The organism is Nesterenkonia sp. PF2B19 (assembly GCF_001758425.2).
GTDB classification, from domain to species: Bacteria; Actinomycetota; Actinomycetes; order Actinomycetales; family Micrococcaceae; genus Nesterenkonia; species Nesterenkonia aethiopica.
Map to the genome: position 1 here is coordinate 1 of NZ_MDSS02000048.1, position 21,025 is coordinate 21,025.

Sequence of the window (21,025 nt, forward strand, 5' to 3'; positions counted from 1 at the left end):
CGGTGGCCGGCCGGGGCGGGGGCGGCCTGCAGGGAGCTCTCGGGGCGGACCCACGACGCGTCAGCCCCGGCCAGATCCTCCGTGCCCGGTCCAGCAGATAGGCGACCATGATGACCTCCTCCACCAGGGCATGGCGGACTGCGGCGATCAGCAGCGTCGGAGTGGTCCACCAGTGCGCGGTGACGTCGGCGGGGATGATCTCCATGGTCACCCCGGCGGTGCGGCCGCCCACATAGATCACCAGAGTGCCCGCCCCGATCAGCAGGAACAGGCCTGCCCCCAGGGCCAGGTCTCGGCGGGGGCGGCGCAGGTCCAGGCCGAAGCGACGGAACGGGTTCACTCCGTGCAGGAACATCAGGTAGAGCACCAGTGCCACCGGCACGAGGGCGAAGATGCTGTCCAGCACTTGGTAGGTCAGGTCGAAGAGCTCGTGGCGGGACCGGCTGGAGTGGACGGTGGCCGTCTGCTCCGCCAACGGGGCCTCCGCCAGCCGCTCGGCCAGCTGCAGAATCGCGTAGACGGCGCTGCGCCCCAGCGAGACGCCCAGCACGAGGACGACCTCCCAGGCCAGGAAGCGACGGGAGGGGACGCGGGCGGGCGGGCCAGGGGAGGGCTGAGCCGGGGGAGTCGGGCTGATCACCCAGCACAGCATAGTCAGCCCGGCATGGTCAGCCCGGCAGGAGGACGGAGAGCGCGCACCGGATGCGGCGACCTCACTGCCGCTGTGGCATGATGTGAGCGGCATCACGCCCTGCCGTCCTGGCAGACATACCGTCGAAACAGGACGGTGCTACTCTTTGCGATCGGAGCTCGACGTGAGCTCCGACACTCACAGACCGTCCGTGACACCCGTGCTCGCGCCGAGCCGACGGTCCGCGCCCGGCCACACCACCCCGTGCGCCGCCGCGACGAGTGTGATGATGAGGGAAGGAAACCCATGGACGCTTTCATCGAATGGGCAGACAACGTCGTCTGGAGCCCCTATCTAGTGTGGCTGTGCCTCGGCGCCGGTCTGCTGTTCACCATCCGCGCCAAGCTGGTGCAGTTCACCAGGATCCCGGACATGATCCGGGCCCTGGTGAGGGGAGGCAGCTCGAAGGACGGGATCTCCTCCTTCCAGGCGCTGACCATGTCCCTGTCGGGCCGCGTGGGCGCCGGCAACATCGCCGGTGTGGCCGTGGCCATCGCCTCCGGCGGGCCCGGTGCAGTGATGTGGATGTGGATCGTGGCGCTGCTCGGTGCGGCCACCTCCTTCGTGGAGTCCACCCTCGGCCAGATCTTCAAGGAGCGCGACCCACGCACCGGAGAGTACCGCGGCGGTCCCGCCTTCTACTTCGAGAGGGCCTACCGGCACACCTGGGCGGGCATCCCGCTGAAGATCTACGCCTGGATCTTCGCCGTCGTCTCGGTGGTGGCGCTGGGCGTGTTCCTGCCCGGCATCCAGACCGACACGATGTCGGGTGCGCTCACCAGTGCCTTCCCCGCACTGGACCGGTGGATGATCGGCGTCTTCCTGGCCATCGTGCTGGGGATCATCATCATCGGCGGTGTGAAGCGCATCGCCCACTTCACCGCCACCGTGGTGCCGATCATGGCGATCGGATACATCATCATCGCGCTCATCGTGCTGTTGGCCAACGCCTCTGAGATCCCGGCCATGCTGCGCCTGATCTTCGAGTCCGCCTTCGGAGCCCACGCCGTCTTCGGCGGCATCCTGGGCTACGCCGTGGATCAGGGTGTGCGCCGCGGCATCTACTCCAACGAGGCCGGTCAGGGCACGGGCCCGCACGCGGCCGCCGCCACGGAGGTCTCCCACCCGGCCAAGCAGGGTCTGGTCCAGGCCTTCGCCGTCTACATCGACACGCTGATCGTCTGCTCGGCCACCGCGTTCCTGATCCTCTCCACCGGGATGTTCCAGGTGGAGACCGAGGACGGCCTGATCGAGCACGCCTCCAACCTGCCGGACGGTGTCGAGGCTGGAGCTCCGTACACCCAGTTCGCCCTGGACACGGTGTTCGCCGGGGCGGGCACGATCTTCGTGGCCGTCGCCCTGACCTTCTTCGCCTTCTCCACGCTGGTGTACTACTACTACATGGCGGAGACGAACCTGACCTACGCCATGCGCAACGTGCGCAGCATCAGCGTCCAGCGGGCGCTGCTGGCCGTGCTGCAGGTGGTCATCCTGATCGTGGTCTTCTACGGTGCCATGGGCGCCGAGGGCCGGGCCTGGTCCATCGGCGACATCGGTGTGGGCATCATGGCCTGGCTGAACATCGTGGGCATCCTGCTCATCCAGCAGCCGGCTTTCAAGGCCCTGAAGGACTACCGGGCCCAGATGAAGGCCGGCAAGGACCCGCAGTTCGACCCGCGGACCGTGGGCGTGCGCAACGCCGAGTTCTGGGAGGAGCGGGCCGACGCATGGCGAACGGCACCCACCCGGACGCCGGTCCGCAGCCCGGCGACGGCGGTGAGTCGGCCCCGGTGCCCGTGCGCTGAGGCCAGCCCGCCCTCCCTCCCTCCCTCCCCTCCGCTGAGTTGGTCTGGAGTTGTGGAAACTCCACTCGATCGAGTCGAGTTTCCACAACTCCAGACGCATTCACGGGGCGATCAGCAGATCCCTGACCCGTCCCGACAGGCCACGGAAGCCCTCAGCGAGGTCGAGTCGGTTGGCGGACAGCACCGTCCATCCCTCCGCGCGGAAGGCGCCATCGCGGTACTGATCATGGTGCTGCTGCTCAGCCGAGAAGTGGTGCGCCCCTTCGTACTGCAGCAGGATGCGGGCGTTGCGATATCCCATATCCCCTGAGGGGGAGTCCGGGTCCGTCGGATCGAGCCTGATCTGCAGCTCGGGCTCCGGCAGCCCGGCCTCCGTGAGCGCCAATCTCATGCGCGTCTCGGCTGGCGAATCCGATCCGACGCGGATGAGTTCGAGCGCCTCGCGCGCGACGACGACACCCCGGGCGCCCTTGTGCTGGTCCACCGTCCGCCGCAGTCGGGGCACCGTGGTCCATGGCTCCTCGCGGCCCTCGTACTGGGGCCGGGGGTGGCGCACCAGACTGTCGCCGAGGGCGACGAGCTCCTCGCGACCAAGACTCGACATCATGTCGATGAACACACGCTCTGGGGACGAGACACGGATCCCGAGGGTCTCCACGACCTCGCCCGCCGCGGGGCACGGCCAGTGATGGGCGACGTCGACGTCGGCATCGAGAGCCACATGACGGGTCAGTCCGCTGATGTGCAGACGTGCGTCCCGTGCCGACCTCGCTGGCAGCGGCAGTCGGTAGAACCGGGCTGCGGAGTGATGACTGATCCACAGCACGCGTGACCGGGAGCAGGCGGCTCGACACAGGTCTATGTCGAGGGCGTGCTGATCCTGCGGGCGGCCGGGTGGGGAACCCGGTGGGAACAGCCGACGGACCGATTGCGGGACCGGTGCGCGGGGCGAGAGGGCGCCTGGGCCGAGGTCGGGACGGTGACGGTAGATGCCCCGACTGCGATGCTCGACGTCGCGGGCGCGGAGTCTGTGGTCGGGGACTCCCAGGGCGCGTGCTTCCGCGCGACTGAACGTGCGGCCTCTGAGCTCCTCCGGAAGGGGTGATGGTGGGCGCATGCTCAGAGGATGCCGCGCAGGTCCAGGAGACGAGTAGGGGGAGGGGCGTCCTGTGGAGAGGGCGGCGCGCCGTCGTCGTGGGCTGCGCGGTTGTGGAGGAGCCGCTCCACTCTCCCGTGAGTTGGTCTGGAGTTTTTTTTTTTTTTTTTTTTTTGGGTACTCGACTCGATCGAGTCGAGTACCCAAAACTCCAGACCAACTCAGCGCAGAGAGCCCGTGGACAGAGAAGGGGCCCTGGCCCGTCGGGTGACGTGGCCAGGGCCCCTGTCTCGGCAGAGGGATCTCAGCGTGCGGAGATCACTCCTCCTCGTCGTCCTTCTTCTCGACGACGAGCGTCTCGGTGGTCAGCACCAGCGCCGCGATGGAGGCGGCGTTCTGCAGGGCAGAGCGGGTGACCTTGACCGGGTCGATGACGCCGTCGGCGATCAGGTCGCCGTAGACGCCGGTCTTGGCGTTGAAGCGTGGTTCGGCTCCAGGTCCGCGACCTTGGAGGCGACGACGAAGCCGTCCTCGCCGGCGTTCTGGGCGATCCAGCGCAGCGGCTGCACCAGCGCCCGGCGGACGATGCCCACCGCAGCGGCGGCGTCGCCCTCGAGCGCCTGGACGTTCGCGTCCTCGTCCAGGGCGGACAGCGCGTTGATCAGCGCGGTGCCACCGCCGGCGACGATGCCTTCCTCGAGCGCGGCACGCGTGGAGGACACGGCGTCCTCGATGCGGTGCTTGCGCTCCTTGAGCTCCACCTCGGTGGCCGCACCGACCTTGATGACGCCGATGCCGCCGGCCAGCTTGGCCAGCCGCTCCTGCAGCTTCTCACGGTCCCACTCGGAGTCGGTCGCGTCAGCCTGCGCCTTGATCGTGGCGGCACGGGCCTCGACGTCCTCCTTCGAGCCGGCGCCGTCGACGATGGTGGTGTTGTCCTTGGTGACGGTCACGCGGCGTGCGGAGCCGAGCACCTCGGTGCCCACCTGGTCCAGCTTCAGACCGAGGTCGGGGGAGACCACCTGGGCGCCGGTGAGGATCGCGATGTCCTCCAGCATGGCCTTGCGGCGGTCGCCGAAGCCCGGAGCCTTGACAGCCACAGCGTTCAGGGTGCCGCGGATCTTGTTCACCACCAGGGTGGAGAGCGCCTCGCCCTCGACGTCCTCGGCGATGATGAACAGCGGCTTCTTGGACTGCAGCACCTTCTCCAGCAGCGGCAGGAACTCCTGCATGTTGGAGATCTTGCCCTGGTGGATGAGGATCTGGGCATCCTCCAGCACGGCCTCCTGACGGTCAGCGTCAGTGACGAAGTGCGGGGAGAGGTAGCCCTTGTCGAACTGCATGCCCTCGGTGATGTCGAGCTCCGTCGACGTCGTGGAGGACTCCTCGATGGTGATCACGCCCTCGGTGCCCACTGCGTCGAAGGCGCGGGCGATGAGCTCGCCGACCTCGTCGTTCTGGGCGGAGATCGCGGCGACGTGGGCCACCTGGGGGCCCTCGACGTCGCGGGCGTTGGTCTTCAGACGCTCGGTCACCGCGGTGACGGCGGTCTCGATGCCGCGCTTGATCTCACCCGGAGCGGCACCGGCGGCCACGTTGCGCAGGCCTTCCTTGACCAGGGCCTGGGCGAGCACGGTGGCGGTGGTGGTGCCGTCGCCGGCGACGTCGTTGGTCTTGGTGGCGACCTCCTTGGCGAGCTGAGCGCCGAGGTTCTCGTAGGAGTCCTCGACCTCGATCTCGCGGGCGATCGTGACGCCGTCGTTGGTGATGGTCGGTGCGCCCCAGGACTTGTCCAGGACGACGTTGCGGCCCTTGGGGCCCAGCGTCACCTTGACGGTGTCGGCGAGCTTGTCGATGCCGGCCTCGAGTGCCTTCCGGGCGGCATCGTCGAACTCAAGCTGCTTTGCCATATGAGTTGCTTCCTTTGCGAGTCAGTTGCGGGTCTCGAGAGGTGTGCGGAGGATCCGCGATCACTTCTCGACGACAGCCAGGACGTCGCGGGCGTTGAGGACGAGGAACTCGTCGCCGCCGACCTTGACCTCGGTGCCGCCGAACTTGGAGTAGATGACGACGTCGCCCTCGGCGACGTCGACCGGCACGCGGTTGCCCTTGTCGTCGACGCGGCCCGGGCCGACGGCCACGACCTCGCCCTCCTGGGGCTTCTCCTTGGCGGTGTCCGGGATCACCAGACCGGAAGCGGTGGTCTGCTCAGCTTCCAGGGGGCGGACAACAATACGATCCTCGAGGGGCTTGATGGAGACTGACACGTCAGTACTCTCCTTTGCGTGATGTCGAATCGGGTCTGTTCACAGGCCCGGGCCGCGCGTCGTGTGACGCCGACGCCGTGCCCCAGGCCGGGGTTGTTGCGCGCCTTGGGAGTGACCGATCCGTCGTCGCGGTGCCGGACGGCGCCCCTTCAGGCCTTCGGCGCCGGTGACGCCGACGCCGCATCAGCACTCGATGGCCTCGAGTGCCAACACAAACTTTAGGACGGCCTTAGCACTCGGTCAAGCAGAGTGCTAAGGCCGTCCCTGTGACGTGCCGGACTGCGGGTCCGTGGCCTTCCCTGAGGGACCTGCTCAGCGGTACACCCCAGGGTTGGCGCGGCGATGCAGCCCAAGCTTGAACCCGACGCCGGCGGCGACGACCACGGCCGCGCCGAAGACCCAGCCGGAGAGCGCCATCGCCTGGGTCCCGGAGAGCAGTACGCCGATGGTGCAGCCCAGCCCGATCATCGAACCCCAGCCCAGCAGGACTCCGCCGATCACCGCGGTGAGCGAATTCCAGCCGGTCAGCGGCTCCACCTTGACCCGGCGCCCCGGCAGCGCGGCGGCCAGCGAGGCCAGCACGATGCCGGCGATCAGCCACCCGTTGGTGGTGATGGTGTGCACCACCACCGCCACGCAGCCGGCGAGGCGCTCGTCCAGGCCTGGCATGAAGTTCGGCAGCAGCCCGGCGGCGTCCATGCCGGTGCGGGTCAGTGAGGAGATCTGGCTGGTCACGCCCAGCGGCTGGTCCTTGTAGTAGGCCAGCACGGCCAGGATCCCGACGGCGGCACCGGTGGCCAGCGCCGGCCAGCGCTTGAAGAACACGAGGCGGCGGACCTCGGTGGCGTCGACCACGCGGTCCCCGCGGCCCGTCACCGGCGGGTTCCACCGCAGCAGCCAGATCCCGAGTCCGACCAGCACGCCCAGCTGCAGCACGACCGCGGTGGTGTAGCCGCCGCCGGCGGGCAGCCAGGGGACCGGCGCCCCGGCGATGAACCCGGAGTACATGGTGTCCCAGGAGAGGAATCCCGCGCCGAAGCCCAGCACGACGCCGACCAGCGCCGGCAGGGAGCGCAGGTGCCCTTCGGGGAGCCGATACAGGTGCCCGGCGATGCAGCCCCCGGAGATCACCATCCCGAGTCCGAAGGCCAGGCCGGCGATCACCAGCGCCAGGGAGACCGGGGCGATGTGGGCGTCCGAGGGAATGGTGCCCCCGGTGGGGTTGGACACACGCATGGAGAAGACGACGGCGTAGCCGATCATCCCCACGGCGATGGAGACCAGCACGGCGTAGAGCCCGCGCGAGTCTCCCTTCTCGAAGAAGTCACGGAACACACAGAAGAAGCAGTAGCGGCCGCGTTCGAACAGGATGCCGAGGCCGGCACCGATCAGCAGGGCGAAGGCGGCGTTCGATCCGCCCAGGCCCTCGCCGTCGGTGATGGTCAGCCAGCCGGCCAGTCCGAGCAGCAGCGCGGCCACGGCGAGTGCGACGGACGTGCGCACCGTGTCCGCCCGGGTCCAGCCCAGGGGACGGTCGGCACGGACCGAGACGGAGCCCGGTCCGCCGGAGTGGCGGACGGGCTCCGTCGAGGTGGTCTCAGCGGTGGTGCTCACGAGCCGCCGCTGCCCCACAGGCCGGCACGCTGGTCGGTGTTGTTGGCCACCGGCACGCCCACCGAGTTGCCCCATTCGGTCCAGGAGCCGTCGTAGACCTGGGTGTCGGCGCCCAGGATCTGGCTCAGGGCGAACCAGGTGTGGGAGGCACGCTCCCCGATGCGGCAGTAGGTGATGATCGGGCTGTCGAGGTCGACGCCGGCGTCCTCGTAGATGGCCCGGATCTCGTCGGCCGGCAGGAACTGGCCGGTCTCCTCGTCCACGATGGTGCCCCAGGAGACGTTGACCGAACCGGGGATGTGGCCCCAGATGGAGGTGGACTCGCCCTCGAAGATCTCCGGGTCCACGCCGATCGCGCCGTCGTGCTCGTCGGCGGAGCGGATGTCCACCAGCGTGGTCGCGGACTCGCCGTCGACGTTCTCCTCGGCCACCTCGAGGACCTCCGGCTGCAGGGCCCGGATGTCGAGGTTCTGCGGCTGGGCCTCCCAGGTGCCCTCGGCGACGTCGGGGACCTCCTCGGTCAGCTCGCGCTCGTCGTAGACCTCCCACTTGTGCAGGCCGCCGTCGAGCAGGCGGACGTCCTCGGCGCCGTAGAGCTTGAACACCCAGGCGGCGTAGGCGGCGAACCAGTTGTTGGAGTCGCCGTAGAGCACGACGGTGTCGCCGTCGTCGATGCCCAGGGACTGGGCCAGCTCGGTGAACTCGTCCTGGGAGATGAACTCGCGGGTGTTGGGCTGGGTGAACTCGGTGGACCAGTTCACGTACTGCGCCTGGGGGATGTGGGCCTCGGAGTAGGGGGTCAGCTCGGAGGTGGGAAGCTCCTCGGAGACGTCGATCAGGACGATGCCCTGCTCGGCGAGGTCGCCCTCGTCGAGGCGGTCGGCCAGCCAGTCGGTGGAGACCAGGACGTTCTCCAGGTCCTCGTCGCCGCCCTGGTGGACCTCGTCGTAGCCGCGGTGCTCACCCGCGACCTGAACATTCGCCACCGTGGTGGCCTGCTCGCCGCCCCCGGAGCCGGAGTCGGTGCTGGTGGCGGCGCCGTCGTCTCCGCCGCTGATGCTGTTGGTGACCACGCCCCCGGCGGTGGCGGCCAGGGCGGCCACGGCCACGAAGGCGATGGCCAGCTTGCCGCTGGATCGTCGGCCGGAGCTCGACGTCTGCTCGGGGGAGGGTGCCTCATCGGTGCTCATGATGTGCTGATGCCTTTCGCTGCGGGTCTGTGCGGTGCTTGAGAGTCTGTGTGGTGCTGCTTCCGGTGCAGAAGTGCCTGACACCACTATGCGGGATATCTTCAGAAATATGAACAGATAAGTTCATACGTTGTCACATTGAGGGACGCCGGCGGGCCACCGTGGGGTCCGTGCGGCCGCGTCATCCCGCGGAATCGGCCGCGACGCACAGGAATCCTCGCGGCAGTAGACTTGTTGTGGCCCGAACACCGACGACGCCGCAGCCGCCGGTCCTCAAGCGACCCGCATCGACGACACCCTGGAGAGGCGACACCCGTGACAGAGACCACCGCAGAGGAACACGACCCCTTCGGCTTCGTAGGGCTGACCTACGACGACGTCCTCCTGCTGCCCGGCGCCACCGACGTGATCCCGTCCGACGCCGACACCTCCACGCAGTTCACCCGGAACATCACGCTGAACACGCCGGTGGCTTCGGCCGCCATGGACACCGTCACCGAGGCGCCGATGGCGATCGCGCTCGCCCGGCTCGGCGGCGTCGGCATCCTGCATCGCAACCTCTCCATCGACGATCAGGCCAAGCAGGTGGACCAGGTCAAGCGCTCCGAGTCCGGGATGATCTCCGACCCGGTGACCATCACCCCGGACGCCACCCTGAAGGACCTGGACGACCTCTGCGCCCACTACCGGGTCTCCGGCCTGCCGGTGGTCGACTCCGAGAAGAAGCTGCTGGGCATCATCACCAATCGCGACACCCGCTTCGTCGCGCCCGAGGACTTCCTGACCACCAAGGTCTACGAGAAGATGACCCCGCAGCCGCTGATCACCGCCCAGGAGGGCATCGCGCGCGAGGACGTCATCCGACTGTTCTCGGAGCACCGGGTGGAGAAGCTGCCGCTGGTGGACGACGACGGCCGGCTCACCGGGCTGATCACCATCAAGGACTTCGACAAGGCGGACAAGTACCCGCAGGCCACCAAGGACTCCGAGGGGCGGCTGCGCGTCGGGGCGGCCGTCGGGTTCTTCGGCGAGGGCTTCGAGCGGGCCATGACGCTGATCGACGCCGGCGTGGACGTGCTCGTGGTCGACACCGCCAACGGCCACACCCGTGGGGTCCTGGACATGATCGCCAAGCTCAAGGCCGAGCCGCGCGCCGCAGGAGTGGACGTCATCGGCGGCCAGGCGGCCACCCGGGAAGGCGCCCAGGCGATCATCGACGCCGGGGCGGACGCCGTGAAGGTCGGAGTCGGGCCCGGATCCATCTGCACCACCCGCGTGGTCGCCGGGGTCGGCGTCCCGCAGATCACCGCCATCCATGAGGCGGCGAAGGCCGCCATCCCGGCCGGTGTGCCGCTGATCGCCGACGGCGGGCTGCAGCACTCCGGAGACATCGGCAAGGCGCTGGTGGCCGGCGCGAGCTCAGTGATGCTCGGCTCGCTGCTGGCCGGCGCCGCCGAGTCCCCGGGCGACCTGGTGTTCTACAACGGCAAGCAGTTCAAGGCCTACCGGGGCATGGGCTCGCTGGGCGCGATGCAGACCCGCGGGAAGAACACCTCCTATTCCAAGGACCGCTACTTCCAGGCCGACGTCCCCGATGACGAGAAGCTCATTCCGGAGGGCATCGAGGGCCAGGTGCCCTACCGCGGGCCGCTCTCCGCGGTGGTCCACCAGCTCACCGGCGGCCTGCGGCAGACCATGTTCTACGTCGCGCGCACACCATCGGCGAGCTCAAGGCCAAGGGTCGGTTCGTCCGCATCACCTCGGCGGGGCTGAAGGAGTCGCACCCGCATGACGTGATGATGACCGTCGAATCGCCGAACTACCGGCGTCGCTGACCGGCGGACGCGATGAGCACCACCGACTCCCACTCCGGCGCCGCCGTAGGCCTGGCCTCGTACGTGGACTCTCCGGCACTGCGGGCCGGGGAGCACGGGCTGGCCGCCTGGCGCGGTTCCCGGCAGGCCCTGGCCGCGATCTCCGAGCTCGAGTTCCTGGCCGAGCTGGCCGACGGCACGCTTCCCGCGGAGACCTTCGTGCACTATCTGCTGCAGGACTCGGCCTACCTGGCCGGCTACGGCCAGGCGATGACCCTGCTGGCGGCCCGCGCGCCGTCGGCCGAGCACCGCCGATTCTGGGCTCGGGCGACCTCGGACACCATCGCTGAGGAGCAGTCCATGCAGGCGGAGCTCATGGGCTCGGAGGAGTTCTCCGCACTGGCCCGCCGCATGGCGGACGACGACGGCGCACCGCGTCCCTCGCCGACCACGCAGGGCTACACCTCCTGGCTGGTGGCCACCGCCGCCGTCGATGACCATGCGGTGGCCGTGGCCGCGGTGCTGCCCTGCTTCTGGGTGTACGCCGAGGTGGGCCGTCACCTGGTGGAGAGCATCGGGGTAGGCATGGACCGGCACCCGTACCGCAGCTGGGTGGAGGTGTACTCGGATCCGGCCTTCGACCGCGCAGTGGAGGAGGCGATCGGGATCTTCGAGGAGCTCGTCGACGCATCCGACGCAGGCGTCCGCGCCCGCATGATGGCCGCCTTCGAGCGGGGCTGCGTCTATGAGCACCGCTTCTGGGCGGCGGCGCATGTCCGCGAGTCCTGGGCCACCCCGCCCTCGGGGGCGCGGGCCTGAACGCCCTGTGAGCCACGCGGCTGACGAGCGCGGTCCGCTGACGGACGAAGCCCGTGCCTCAGGAGGCCCTGTGAATTTCTGGGACCGTCCCGGTCCTGCCGACCACGACCCGACAACCCCTGCGAGAGCAAGGAGCACCAGTTGAGCAACGAGATCCCGATCGGTCTGGCCAAGAGCGGACGGCGCGCCTGGGCGCTGGACGACGTCTCCGTCGTGCCGAGCCGCCGCACCCGGAGCCCGCAGGACGTGAGCCTGGACTGGCAGATCGATGCGTACACGTTCAAGACCCCGGTGATCGGGGCGCCCATGGACTCCGTGATGTCTCCGGAGACCGCGATCGAGCTGGGCCGGCTGGGCGGGCTCGGGGTGCTCAACCTGGAGGGCCTGTGGACCCGCTACGAGGACCCGCAGCCGGTGCTGGAGGAGATCTCCCGCCTGGCCGATGACGAGGTGTCCCCGGAGAACACGCGCCGCCTGCAGCAGCTCTACTCCGAGCCGATCAAGGCGGAGCTGATCAAGGCCCGCCTGGCGGAGATCCGGGGGGCCGGCGTCGTGGTCTCCGGCTCGCTGACGCCGCAGCGCACCCAGGAGTTCTACCAGACTGTGGTGGAGGCCGGGGTGGACATGTTCGTCATCCGCGGCACCACGGTGTCGGCCGAACACGTGTCCCAGAACGGAGACCCGCTGAACCTCAAGGAGTTCATCTACGAGCTCGACGTGCCGGTGATCGTGGGAGGGGCGGCGGGCTACACCCCCGCGCTGCACCTGATGCGCACCGGTGCGGCCGGCGTGCTGGTGGGCTTCGGCGGGGGATCCTCGACCACCACGCGCCGGGCCATGGGCATCCGGGTGCCCATGGCGACTGCCATCTCCGACGTCGCCGCCGCCCGGCGTGACTACCTGGACGAGTCCGGCGGGCGCTACGTGCACGTGATCGCCGACGGGGGCCTCGGCTCCTCCGGGGACATCGTCAAGGCGCTGGCCATGGGCGCCGACGCCGTCATGCTGGGGACCACGCTGGCCCGAGCCGAAGAGGCCCCGGGCCGCGGCTGGCACTGGGGCCAGGAAGCGGTGCACCCGGACTTCCCGCGCGGTCACCGCACCCGGGTGGGCACTGTCGGTCCGCTGGAGGAGGTCCTCTGGGGTCCCAGCCACCACACCGACGGCTCTTCGAACCTCATGGGCGGCCTGCGCCGCGCGATGGCCGCCACGGGCTACTCGGACCTGAAGTCCTTCCAGCGGGTGGACGCGATCGTCTCCCCGCTGGGCCAGCAGTCCCGCTGAGGGCCTGCCCTGCCTAGACCAGCTGGTCGAGTTGGTTCAGTTGGTCCGGAGTCTGCGGTACTCGACTCGATCGAGCTGAGTACCGCACACTCCGGACCAACTCAGCGCCTGGGACGGTCAGCCGTGGCGGCCGTTGCCGTTCCCGTTGTTCTGCCCAGGGCCGTTGCCGGGGTGGTCCACCCGCTCGTGCCCCCGGCCCTCACCGGGGCCGTGGCCCTGTCCGTTGGAGTTCCCAGGCCCCCGGGGAGGACCGGCTGAGCCGTCGTCCCCGGAGCCGTCCTCGCCGCCCTCGGGATCTTCCGCGCCGCTGAGACGCAGGTCCGCCACGATCGGGTCATGGTCGGAGGAGCGCCACCGGTCGGCCCGGAACAGGTCCGAGGCATTGCCGTTGTAGCGGCTGTACTCCAGGGCGATCGGTTCCACGGCGTTGATGTTCCAGATCTCGGCCTGCGAGACGGACTCGGTGGCCGCCTCCGAGGCGAAGAGATGGTCCAGGGAGCCCACCTGGCCGTCGAACATGTAGCTGTGCTGGCCGGTCTCGGCCGAGACGTTGCTGAAACCGGCGTCGAGGATCTCCTGCAGCGGGTCCTCCTTCTCGTAGGAGTTGAAGTCGCCCATCAGGAAGATGCTGTCCGTGCCGGTGTCCTCCGTCAGGGCATCGGCGAAGGCCACCAGGGCGCGGGCCTGCTCCACGCGGTCGGCGTTCCACGCTCCCTGGCCGTCGCCGGAGTCCGCGTTGGGGCCGCCGTCGGGGGCTGAGCCCTTGGACTTGAAGTGGTTGACGATCGCGAAGAAGCGCTCGTCCTCAGAGGCGCCCACCGGCTGGAACTCCTGGGCCAGCGGTTCTCTGGCGTTGGAGTAGACCTCGGCCAGGTCGAAGGCCTCGAGCTCGGGAGTCATGATGTCGGCGACGCCTCGTCGAAGAGGATCACCGACTCGTCCACCGGCTCGACGGCGTCCGCCCGGTAGATGAAGCCGTTGCGGATCACGTCCTCGTCCTCGGGGGTGGGGGTCGCCTCCGGGCTGGCGACGAACTCCCAGGTCTGCGTGCCGAGGTCCTCGTTGAGGGCCTCCACGAGGCGTGCGTGGGCGAGGTCGCGGTCGGCGTCGTCGGTGAAGCGCGCGGAGTTCTCCATCTCCTGGAGGGCGACGACGTCGGCGTCCATGGCGTTGATCGCGTCGACGATCTTGGCCTGCTGGCGTTCGAAGGACTCGGTGGACCAGGCGCCGCGCACCTCGCACCAGTCGGCCGTGGTGGGCTCGCCGTCCCGATCGGCGTGGTACTCGCACCCCTGTTCGTCCTCACCGAGGGTGACGAAGTAGTTCAGCACGTTGAATCCGGCGATGCGCAGGTCACCGTCCCGCTCCATCGGAGTCTCGCGACCCACACGGGTGTCCTCGAACCTGGCGGGCTGGACGGCGTCGGCGGTCTCCGGGGTCAGGTGACCGGTGGGCTGCAGCCGCCACTGATCGAAGCGACGGTCCATGACGACGGTGTTGTGCCACTCGACCTCGGCGCCGATCCGGACCGGCTCGTCGGCGCTCAGGTACGGCAGCTCCTGGTCCCAGCCGGGGGAGCGGTGGAATGTCGTGGTCGCGGCGTCGTCGAGGTAGATGATCCGCTGCGCGTTCTCCTCTGCGTGGGCGTCCGCCTCAGGCCCGGGACGGTGTGCGGAGGTCGGGCTGATCAGCGGCTCGTCGCCGAGGACGATCCCGATCTCACCGAACTGGTTGAGCGTGTAGTGGTCGGTGACCGTGTAGGTGCCCTGCGGGTCGATCAGCATGCCCAACAGGGACTCCCGCTCGGCGTCGGTCTCGGGGATCTCGACGACGGCGGGCTTGACCTCCTCGTGGGGCTCGTCGGCGATCAGCGCGAACTCGTGCTCGGGGGTCTGTGAGGAGCCCGGGTAGAGGGAGAGCTGCACCTGACCGGAGTAGGTGGTCACATCGGCGGTGATCTCCACGAAGTCGCCGACCTCCACGTCGTCCGCGCGCCACGGGGAGTACACGAAGATGCCGTCGGAGGCCTCGTGGGCGTCCAGATCGAGGTCGCCGCCGGTGCCCTCGGTCTGCAGGGTGAAGCCGTCGAAGCCGCCGGTCGGGTAGGCGGCGGTCACGACGCCGCGCACAGTCACCGGCTGCTCCAGCAGCTCGTTCTCGGCCGGGTCCACGCTGCGCGGGATCTCATTGATCTCCAGCTCCGCCGGGTCCTGGCGCTCGCTCTCCTCCGGCTCGTGGACGGCCTGCTCGCCGGCGCTGTTGGTGGGGGTGATGGTCTCCGAGAGCGCGAAGTCGGCGGAGTTGTCGTCGGTGTCCGCCCCGTCCTCGGCCCGCGCGATGGACCGGACGTCCGTACCACCGGAGGGCGACGGCGCGGCGGCGGTCTCGTAGGTGTTGGCCTCGCCGTAGCCGATCAGGTCGACGACGTCCTCGTGGTCCTGGACATCGCCCAACGGCACGTCCAGGCGCTCCTCGGTGGAGGACAGCCAGATGACGCCGTCGCGGATGGCCGTGCCGCCCGAGAGGCGGGCGTCGGGATCCGGGAGGTCGGCGCCGTCGCCCGCGCTGAGCCCGGGGTTGGCGATCAGGTAGTGGCCACCCGGCTCGATGGTGCCTGAGAGGGCCACATGTCCCGACGGCGTGAGGTTCTCCTCGCCGCGGGAGGCGGGCCGGTAGGAGACCGACCAGCCGTCCAGCTCCACCGCCTCGTCACCGGGGTTGTGCAGCTCGATGAACCGCTCGTTGAACGCGGCATCCTCGCCCGCTCCGGTGGTGTAGACCTCGCTGATGACGACGTGCTCGCCGTCGGAGGCCTCGGACGCGTCGGCGGAGGTGGTCGTGGCGGAGGCCGGGGCGGGGCCGATGAGCGAGACGGCAAGTCCCGCGGCGGCCAGACCGGCGATCATGCGGGGTCGGCGTGATCGGGGTGTGGTGTCACCTGGTGTGTGCATGGGGCAGCGGTGTCCTCATCCTCAGTTCGTGCAGGGATCGGTGGTGGTCGGGTCTGTGGGGGAAGCCTAGGGCGGGCCTATGACACGGGGCCGCGAACGCCTGGGCCGTCCCGTCGAACTCATCCGTTCCCTCCTCGCCGAGCACGCAGGACCAGCACGGCGCCCAGGGTCAGCAACACGAGCGTGCCCAGGCCGAGCCACAGCGCCCCGGAGACGCCGGTGCTCGCCAGCGCCCCCTCATGCGCGGGGGAGCGGACGTTCCCGGCCTCCGGACTGCCCGGATCGGCGGTTCCGTCGCCATCGGATGCGCGCGGGCTGTCGCTGGCGTCGTCGCTGCCGGGATCGCTCCCGGCACCGCCGCCGTCCGGGTTGCCATCCGTACCGCCGTCAGTGGTGGCGCCAGAGCCGTCTGGTCCGGCCCCGTCCCCCACGCCGGCTTCCACCGTCAGCGGAAGGGTCAGCTCCGTGCCGGTCACCGGCTCGTGGATGACCAGCGGCGCCTCGCCGGGCTCCGCGGTCTCCAGCGTGTCCGGCACCTCGATCACCACGTCGGCGCGTCCCCGCTCATCACCTCCCGGTACAAAGTCCAGATCCAGCGGGAACTCGCCGGTGTCGACGTCGCCCAGCCGGGTCTGCACCGTCTCACCGGCAGGAACGTCCGGGTGGCTGTGCGCCAGGCCGCCCAGCTGCAGCGCCACCTGGTCTCCTGGGGCGTAGACCGCACCAGGATCGGACTCCCAGGTGACTGCCACTGTGCGGCGGGCCAGCTCGGGCGCCAGGGGAGTGTGCTCGCGGACGTAGTCCATGATGCCGACCAGGTCGGTCATGCCGGTGTCGGTGGCGGACTGCGCCTCGGTGAAGGCGGTGAACCCGTCTCCACCGCCGGCCAGGAAGCTGTTGACCGTGACCTGATAGGTCTCCGCGTCCTCCAGCGGCACGCCGTCGATGAGCACCTCCAGGAGGCGTTCTCCCAGCGGCGCGGCAGGATCATAGGTGTAGCGCAGTTCGGTGGATCCGGAGAGCCTGATGTCCCCGTCCTCGCGCCACTGCTGCTCCAGCACCTCGCGGATCTGGGCGCCGTCGAGCTCCAGGACCACCAGTGTGTTGGCGAAGGGCTGGACAGTGGCCAGTTCTCTGTAGGTGATGGTGCCGAGGCTGAGGTCATCACGCAGGCCACCCGGATTCATCAGCGCGAAGTCCACCTCCGGGGCGGTCTGCCGCGCGGACCATGCCTGGGCGTCGGCCACCAGGCCTCCCAGAGTGGAGTCGGCGCTGCGGTTCTGGCCGCCGTCGCCGTCGGTGGCCCGGACGAACGGCACGTCGCCGTCGACCTCGCCGATGACCTCGGCGCCCAGCTCGTCGGCGATCTCCACGGCGTCGTCCACGATCTGCTGGATCTCCGGGTCACCCTGGCAGCGGGCAGACTCCGGGTCCTCCGGGTCGATGGGCCGCAGCAGAGAGGCCTCGGAGGCCACCAGCTCGTCGGAATCGAGGTCGTAGCTGAGCTCCAGCTGGCCCAGCGCCTCGCCGTACTGGCCGGCCTGAGTGACCCACATGCCGCTGTCCGTCTGCAGCAGGTACTCCTGGTGGGTGTGGCCGGAGATGATCGCGTCGATCCCCGGGTGGGCCTCTTCCACGAGCGTGCCGAACGGCCCGTCGGCGTCCTCCAGCGTGGTGCCGCCGATGCCGTCGTGGGCCAGCACGACGACGACGTCGGCCAGGTCCTGGGAGGTCAGCTCCTCGGCGTACCGGTTGGCGGACTCAGACATGTCGGCCCATTCGATGCCTTCGATGCCGGAGGGGCTCACCAGAGAGGGCATGTCCTCGGTGATCACCCCGATGAAGCCGACCCGCACGCCGTCGACCTCGGTGATCCAATACGGGTCATAGAGGGGTTCGCCGTCCGTGTCATGGATGTTGGCCCCGAGATGTGGGAAGTCCGTGGTGGGGATGATGCGGTCGTCGACGTCGGCCGCGCCGCCGTCGAATTCGTGGTTGCCGAGCGCAGCCACATCCAGGCCCATCAGGTTCAGCGCCTCCAGGGTGGGCTCGTCGTCCTGGATGAAGGAGGTGAAGGTGGAGGCGCCGACGTCGTCGCCGGCGGAGACGAACAACGTGTTCGGGTTCTCGGCGCGGATCTCCTCCACGGTGCAGGCCAGCACCGCGGCGCCCGCCACCGGACCGCTGCGCTCGAGCCGACCGTGGAAGTCGTTGATGGAGAGGATGTTCAGGTCCACGACGCCGGTCCTGTCGTCCTCACCGGTCCCGTCCCGATCGCCTGGGCTCTCCTCCTTCTCGGCGACATCTTCTGCGACATCTTCTGCGACATCTTCGGAGACCCGGACGGGAACGGCCACGTCGGTTCCGGTGACCGGCTCCGTGAGCAGCAGCTCGGCGACCCCGTCGGCGGTCTCCACGCCGTCGGGGACCTCCGCGACGATCTCGGCCTGGCCCCGGAGGTCCTGGTGGTCCACGATCCCGGTGTCCAGCGGGAACTCACCCAGCTCGACGCCGCCCAGCTCGACCTCCACGACATCCCCGGCCGGCACCTCAGAGGAGCTGTAGGCCAGTCCGGCCACCTGCAGCGAGATCTCCTCCCCGGGCCCGTAGGTCTGTTCCGGGTCCCCGTCCCAGGTCACGGCGACCGCGCGGCGTTCGAGATCAGCGTCCAGGGATCCCCGATCCTGGGCGTAGGAGACGAACGCCTCGAGGTCGTTCATCCCGGTGTCCAGGGTCCGGCCGGACTTCAGGCCGACGTCGATCCCGCCGCCTCCTGCGGCCATATAGGAGTTCATGGCCACCTCGTAGCTGCCCTCCGGGTCCACCGGCTCTCCGTCGATCCGGACCTCGGTGATCCGCTGGCCGATCTCGGCCTGGGGGTCGAAGGTGTAGCTGACCTCGGCGGACTGGGCGTGCTTGGAGAACCGGCCGTCCTCCCGCCACTGCTGCTCGAAGAGCTCGTGGACCTGGGTGCCGCTGAGCTCCACAGTGGTCAGGGTGTTGGCGAAGGGCTGCACGTCGGCGAGGTCTCGGTAGGTCAGTTCGCCCGAGGGAAGATCGGCGCGCAGGCCGCCGGAGTTGGTGATCGCGAAGTCCACCTCGGGTCGAGTCTGGCGGACCGCCCACAGCTGGGCGTCGGCCACCAGCTCGCCGAGGGTGGACGAAGCGCCGCGGTTCTCCGAGCCGTCACCGTTCTCCGCCCGCCGGAACGGCACCTCGCCGGCAGTTTCCGCGACCACCTCCGAGCCGAGCTCGTCGGCCACCTCGACGGCGTCGTCCACGTTGCCGGCCACCTCAGCGTCCGGCTCGCAGATCGGCGCGTCGTCTACGACGAGATCGATCGTCTCGGAGGAGGCCTCGACGACCTCACCGGTGGAGGTGTCCACAGAGAGGTCCACCCGGGAGAGCTGCTCGCCGTACTCACCGCCCTGGACCAGCTGCAGGCCGTCCAGGTCGTGCGCGTAGGACTGGTGCGTGTGGCCGCTGAAGACGGCGTCCACTGCGGGATGCGGATCGGCCACCAGGTCCCCGAACGGGCGGCCCTGCGCGCTGCCCGGGTCGGTGCCCGGCAGGCCGTCATGGGCGAGCACGACGACGACGTCGGCCTCTCCGTCCTCCGGGTCGCCGTTGGTCAGCTGCTCGGCATACCGGTCCACCTCCTCAGAGACGGAGGTCCACTCGATGCCCTCGATTCCGGCGGGGTTGACCAGCCCGGGCATGTCTTCGGTGATGACGCCGATGAAGCCCACGGTGATTCCGCCCACCTCGGTGAGGTGGTACGGCTCGAAGAGGTGTTCGCCGTCGGCATCGCGGATGTTGGCCCCGATGTGCGGGAATCCGGCCTCCGGGATGACCCGATCGTCGACGTCGGCGGCGCCGGCGTCGAACTCGTGGTTGCCCAGCACCGAGACCTCCAGGTCCATGGTGCTCATGGCATCCAGGGTGGGCTGGTCCTGTTGGATGAAGGAGGTGAAGGTGGTGGCGCCGATGTTGTCCCCGGCGGAGACGAAGAGAGTGTGGGGATTCTCCCCGCGGACCTGCTCCACGGCGCAGGCCAGCGCCGCGGCGCCCGGGACGCTGCCGGAGGCCTCCAGACGGCCGTGGAAGTCGTTGACCCCGACGATGCTCAGCTCGACGACGTCGCCGCCGGCCTCGGAGCTGGCCTCGGCGTCGACCTCATCGGTCGACGCGTCGGGTGCGGCGCTCGCGGCTGCCGGAGTGAGGAGGGTCGCCGCCAGGCCCGAGACGAGGCCTGCCGCGAGTCCGGCGGCGAATCTGCCGCGCCGGCGATCACGCGTCGGGTGTGGGTCCTGGGGGTCTGTGGGCGCAGCTGTGCGCATGGAGGCTCCCTCGAATCAGATACTTGGATCGTTGTCCATCCAAACAGATCTCGGCGAACAGGGACAGACCTGCCGGTGAACCTGGTCTGTCATCGGGCACTCATCGGTTGCCTCGACGGCTGGGAGTCTGGATGAATGACCTCATGAGCGACAGCACAGCGGGGGCCTCCGGGGAAGTCATCATCGAGCCTGCCGGGCAGCTCGACGCCGTCTTCCGGGAGCTCGACGTCCGGCAGCGCGACGACGGAATCCTGGCCGTCACGCGACTGGTCCAGGGGTTCCCCGTCCCGGTCGGCGAGCTGTGGCGGTGCTGTACGGAGGCCGATCGTCTGAGCCGATGGTTCGGTGTCGTGGGCGGAGACCTTCGGCTGGGCGGACGGTTCAGCGTGGAGGGCAACGCCTCCGGCACGGTGGAGCGGTGCGCGTCGCCTGGTGCCGGTGCCGCGGGCGAGCTGCAGCTGAGCTGGGAGTTCGGTGAGGACGTCTCCCAGGTGGAGCTGCGCTGCGAGGAGGCGCCAGAGAGCGCCGGCGACGCCGGGTCAGCCGACGGGGCCGGCCCTCCTCAGGCATCGCGTCTGGTGCTGGAGCATCGTGGGATCGTGCCCCTGGATTTCTGGCGCACCTACGGGCCTGGAGCCGGTGGCGTCGGGTGGGATCTGGCCCTGCTGGGTCTGGCTCATCACCTGCGCACCGGAAGTACGGTGCCGGCCGAGCAGTCCCTGTGGGTGACCACGCCGGCCGCGGCGGAGTTCATCGCGGGCAGCAGCGAGGCGTGGGGTCGGGCCTCCGAGGCCGCGGGAACATCGCCGGAGATGGCCCAGGCCGCCGCCCGACGCACCACCGTCTTCTATACGACACCTGACTGCGCGACACCTGACGCAGAGGAACCTGACACGGAGGGATGACCCATGGCGACACCTGACATCAGGCCCGTCGGCGACCTGCCGGACAGCATCGGCAAGACCGCCGCACGCGAGCTATCGCATCACGGCGTGCGCAGCCTCGCCGAGGCCGCCGCGCACACCCCGAAGGAGTTGCTGGCCATCCACGGCGTCGGGCCGAAGGCCGTCCGGATCCTCACCGAGGCGCTCGCGGAGAAGGGGCTGTCCTGGCGTCAGGAGTGAGGCGCGGGACTCGGCCAAGAGCGGGTCCCG

12 protein-coding genes and 2 pseudogenes are annotated in these 21,025 nt (G+C 69.4%); 6 read left to right on the plus strand and 8 right to left on the minus strand.

Annotation, left to right across the window (positions count from 1 at the left end; translation table 11 throughout):
- A partial coding sequence (locus BCY76_RS12945; protein WP_139827787.1) for a CPBP family intramembrane metalloprotease domain-containing protein occupies positions 1-640 on the minus strand: 640 nt, incomplete at its 3' end.
- Between the two features lie 297 nt (positions 641-937).
- Here BCY76_RS12945 and BCY76_RS12950 point away from each other — a divergent pair.
- Positions 938-2,806 (plus strand): alanine/glycine:cation symporter family protein, encoded by a 1,869-nt coding sequence (locus BCY76_RS12950; RefSeq protein ID WP_085437786.1) that lies wholly within the window; start codon positions 938-940, stop codon positions 2,804-2,806.
- A gap of 1,104 nt (positions 2,807-3,910) precedes the next feature.
- Here the strand turns inward: BCY76_RS12950 and groL are convergent.
- From groL to BCY76_RS12975, 4 genes and pseudogenes are all read right to left on the minus strand, one after another.
- Positions 3,911-5,502, minus strand: a pseudogene (gene groL / locus BCY76_RS12960) (chaperonin GroEL).
- A 60-nt stretch (positions 5,503-5,562) separates the two neighbouring features.
- The gene (gene groES / locus BCY76_RS12965) at positions 5,563-5,859 is read right to left on the minus strand and encodes a co-chaperone GroES (protein WP_070160649.1); all 297 of its coding nucleotides are present in this window, start codon (positions 5,857-5,859) and stop codon (positions 5,563-5,565) included.
- Positions 5,860-6,171: 312 nt separating this feature from the next.
- On the minus strand, positions 6,172-7,473 hold the full coding sequence (locus BCY76_RS12970; RefSeq protein WP_170922693.1) for a YeeE/YedE family protein: 1,302 nt from the start codon (positions 7,471-7,473) through the stop codon (positions 6,172-6,174).
- Positions 7,470-8,663: a sulfurtransferase gene (locus tag BCY76_RS12975; RefSeq protein ID WP_083277562.1), complete on the minus strand. Its 1,194-nt coding sequence runs from the start codon at positions 8,661-8,663 to the stop codon at positions 7,470-7,472. The genes BCY76_RS12970 and BCY76_RS12975 overlap by 4 nt, the downstream gene beginning before the upstream one ends.
- A gap of 315 nt (positions 8,664-8,978) precedes the next feature.
- Here BCY76_RS12975 and guaB point away from each other — a divergent pair.
- From guaB to BCY76_RS12990, 3 genes and pseudogenes are all read left to right on the plus strand, one after another.
- Positions 8,979-10,498 (plus strand): annotated as a pseudogene (gene guaB, locus BCY76_RS12980) (IMP dehydrogenase).
- Positions 10,499-10,510: 12 nt separating this feature from the next.
- Positions 10,511-11,296: a TenA family protein gene (locus BCY76_RS12985; RefSeq protein WP_083277561.1), complete on the plus strand. Its 786-nt coding sequence runs from the start codon at positions 10,511-10,513 to the stop codon at positions 11,294-11,296.
- A gap of 141 nt (positions 11,297-11,437) precedes the next feature.
- Complete coding sequence (locus BCY76_RS12990; protein WP_070160647.1) at positions 11,438-12,580, plus strand: GuaB3 family IMP dehydrogenase-related protein; 1,143 nt, start codon at positions 11,438-11,440, stop codon at positions 12,578-12,580.
- Positions 12,581-12,697: 117 nt separating this feature from the next.
- Here the strand turns inward: BCY76_RS12990 and BCY76_RS12995 are convergent, their stop codons facing one another.
- From BCY76_RS12995 to BCY76_RS13005, 3 genes are all read right to left on the minus strand, one after another.
- Positions 12,698-13,480: an endonuclease/exonuclease/phosphatase family protein gene (locus BCY76_RS12995; protein ID WP_085437787.1), complete on the minus strand. Its 783-nt coding sequence runs from the start codon at positions 13,478-13,480 to the stop codon at positions 12,698-12,700.
- Positions 13,477-15,531 carry an ExeM/NucH family extracellular endonuclease gene (locus tag BCY76_RS13000; protein WP_085437788.1) on the minus strand — a complete coding sequence of 685 codons (2,055 nt, stop codon included), beginning with the start codon at positions 15,529-15,531 and terminating at the stop codon, positions 13,477-13,479. Before BCY76_RS13000 ends, BCY76_RS12995 begins: the two co-directional genes overlap by 4 nt.
- 119 nt (positions 15,532-15,650) lie before the next feature.
- Positions 15,651-19,871: a bifunctional metallophosphatase/5'-nucleotidase gene (locus BCY76_RS13005; RefSeq protein WP_085437789.1), complete on the minus strand. Its 4,221-nt coding sequence runs from the start codon at positions 19,869-19,871 to the stop codon at positions 15,651-15,653.
- A 143-nt stretch (positions 19,872-20,014) separates the two neighbouring features.
- Here BCY76_RS13005 and BCY76_RS13010 point away from each other — a divergent pair, with 143 nt between their 5' ends.
- On the plus strand, positions 20,015-20,776 hold the full coding sequence (locus tag BCY76_RS13010) for a hypothetical protein (protein ID WP_083277558.1): 762 nt from the start codon (positions 20,015-20,017) through the stop codon (positions 20,774-20,776).
- A gap of 3 nt (positions 20,777-20,779) precedes the next feature.
- Entirely contained in the window at positions 20,780-20,995 is a 216-nt protein-coding gene (locus BCY76_RS13015; protein WP_070160637.1) for a helix-hairpin-helix domain-containing protein, read from the plus strand.
- Positions 20,996-21,025 lie beyond the last annotated feature (30 nt).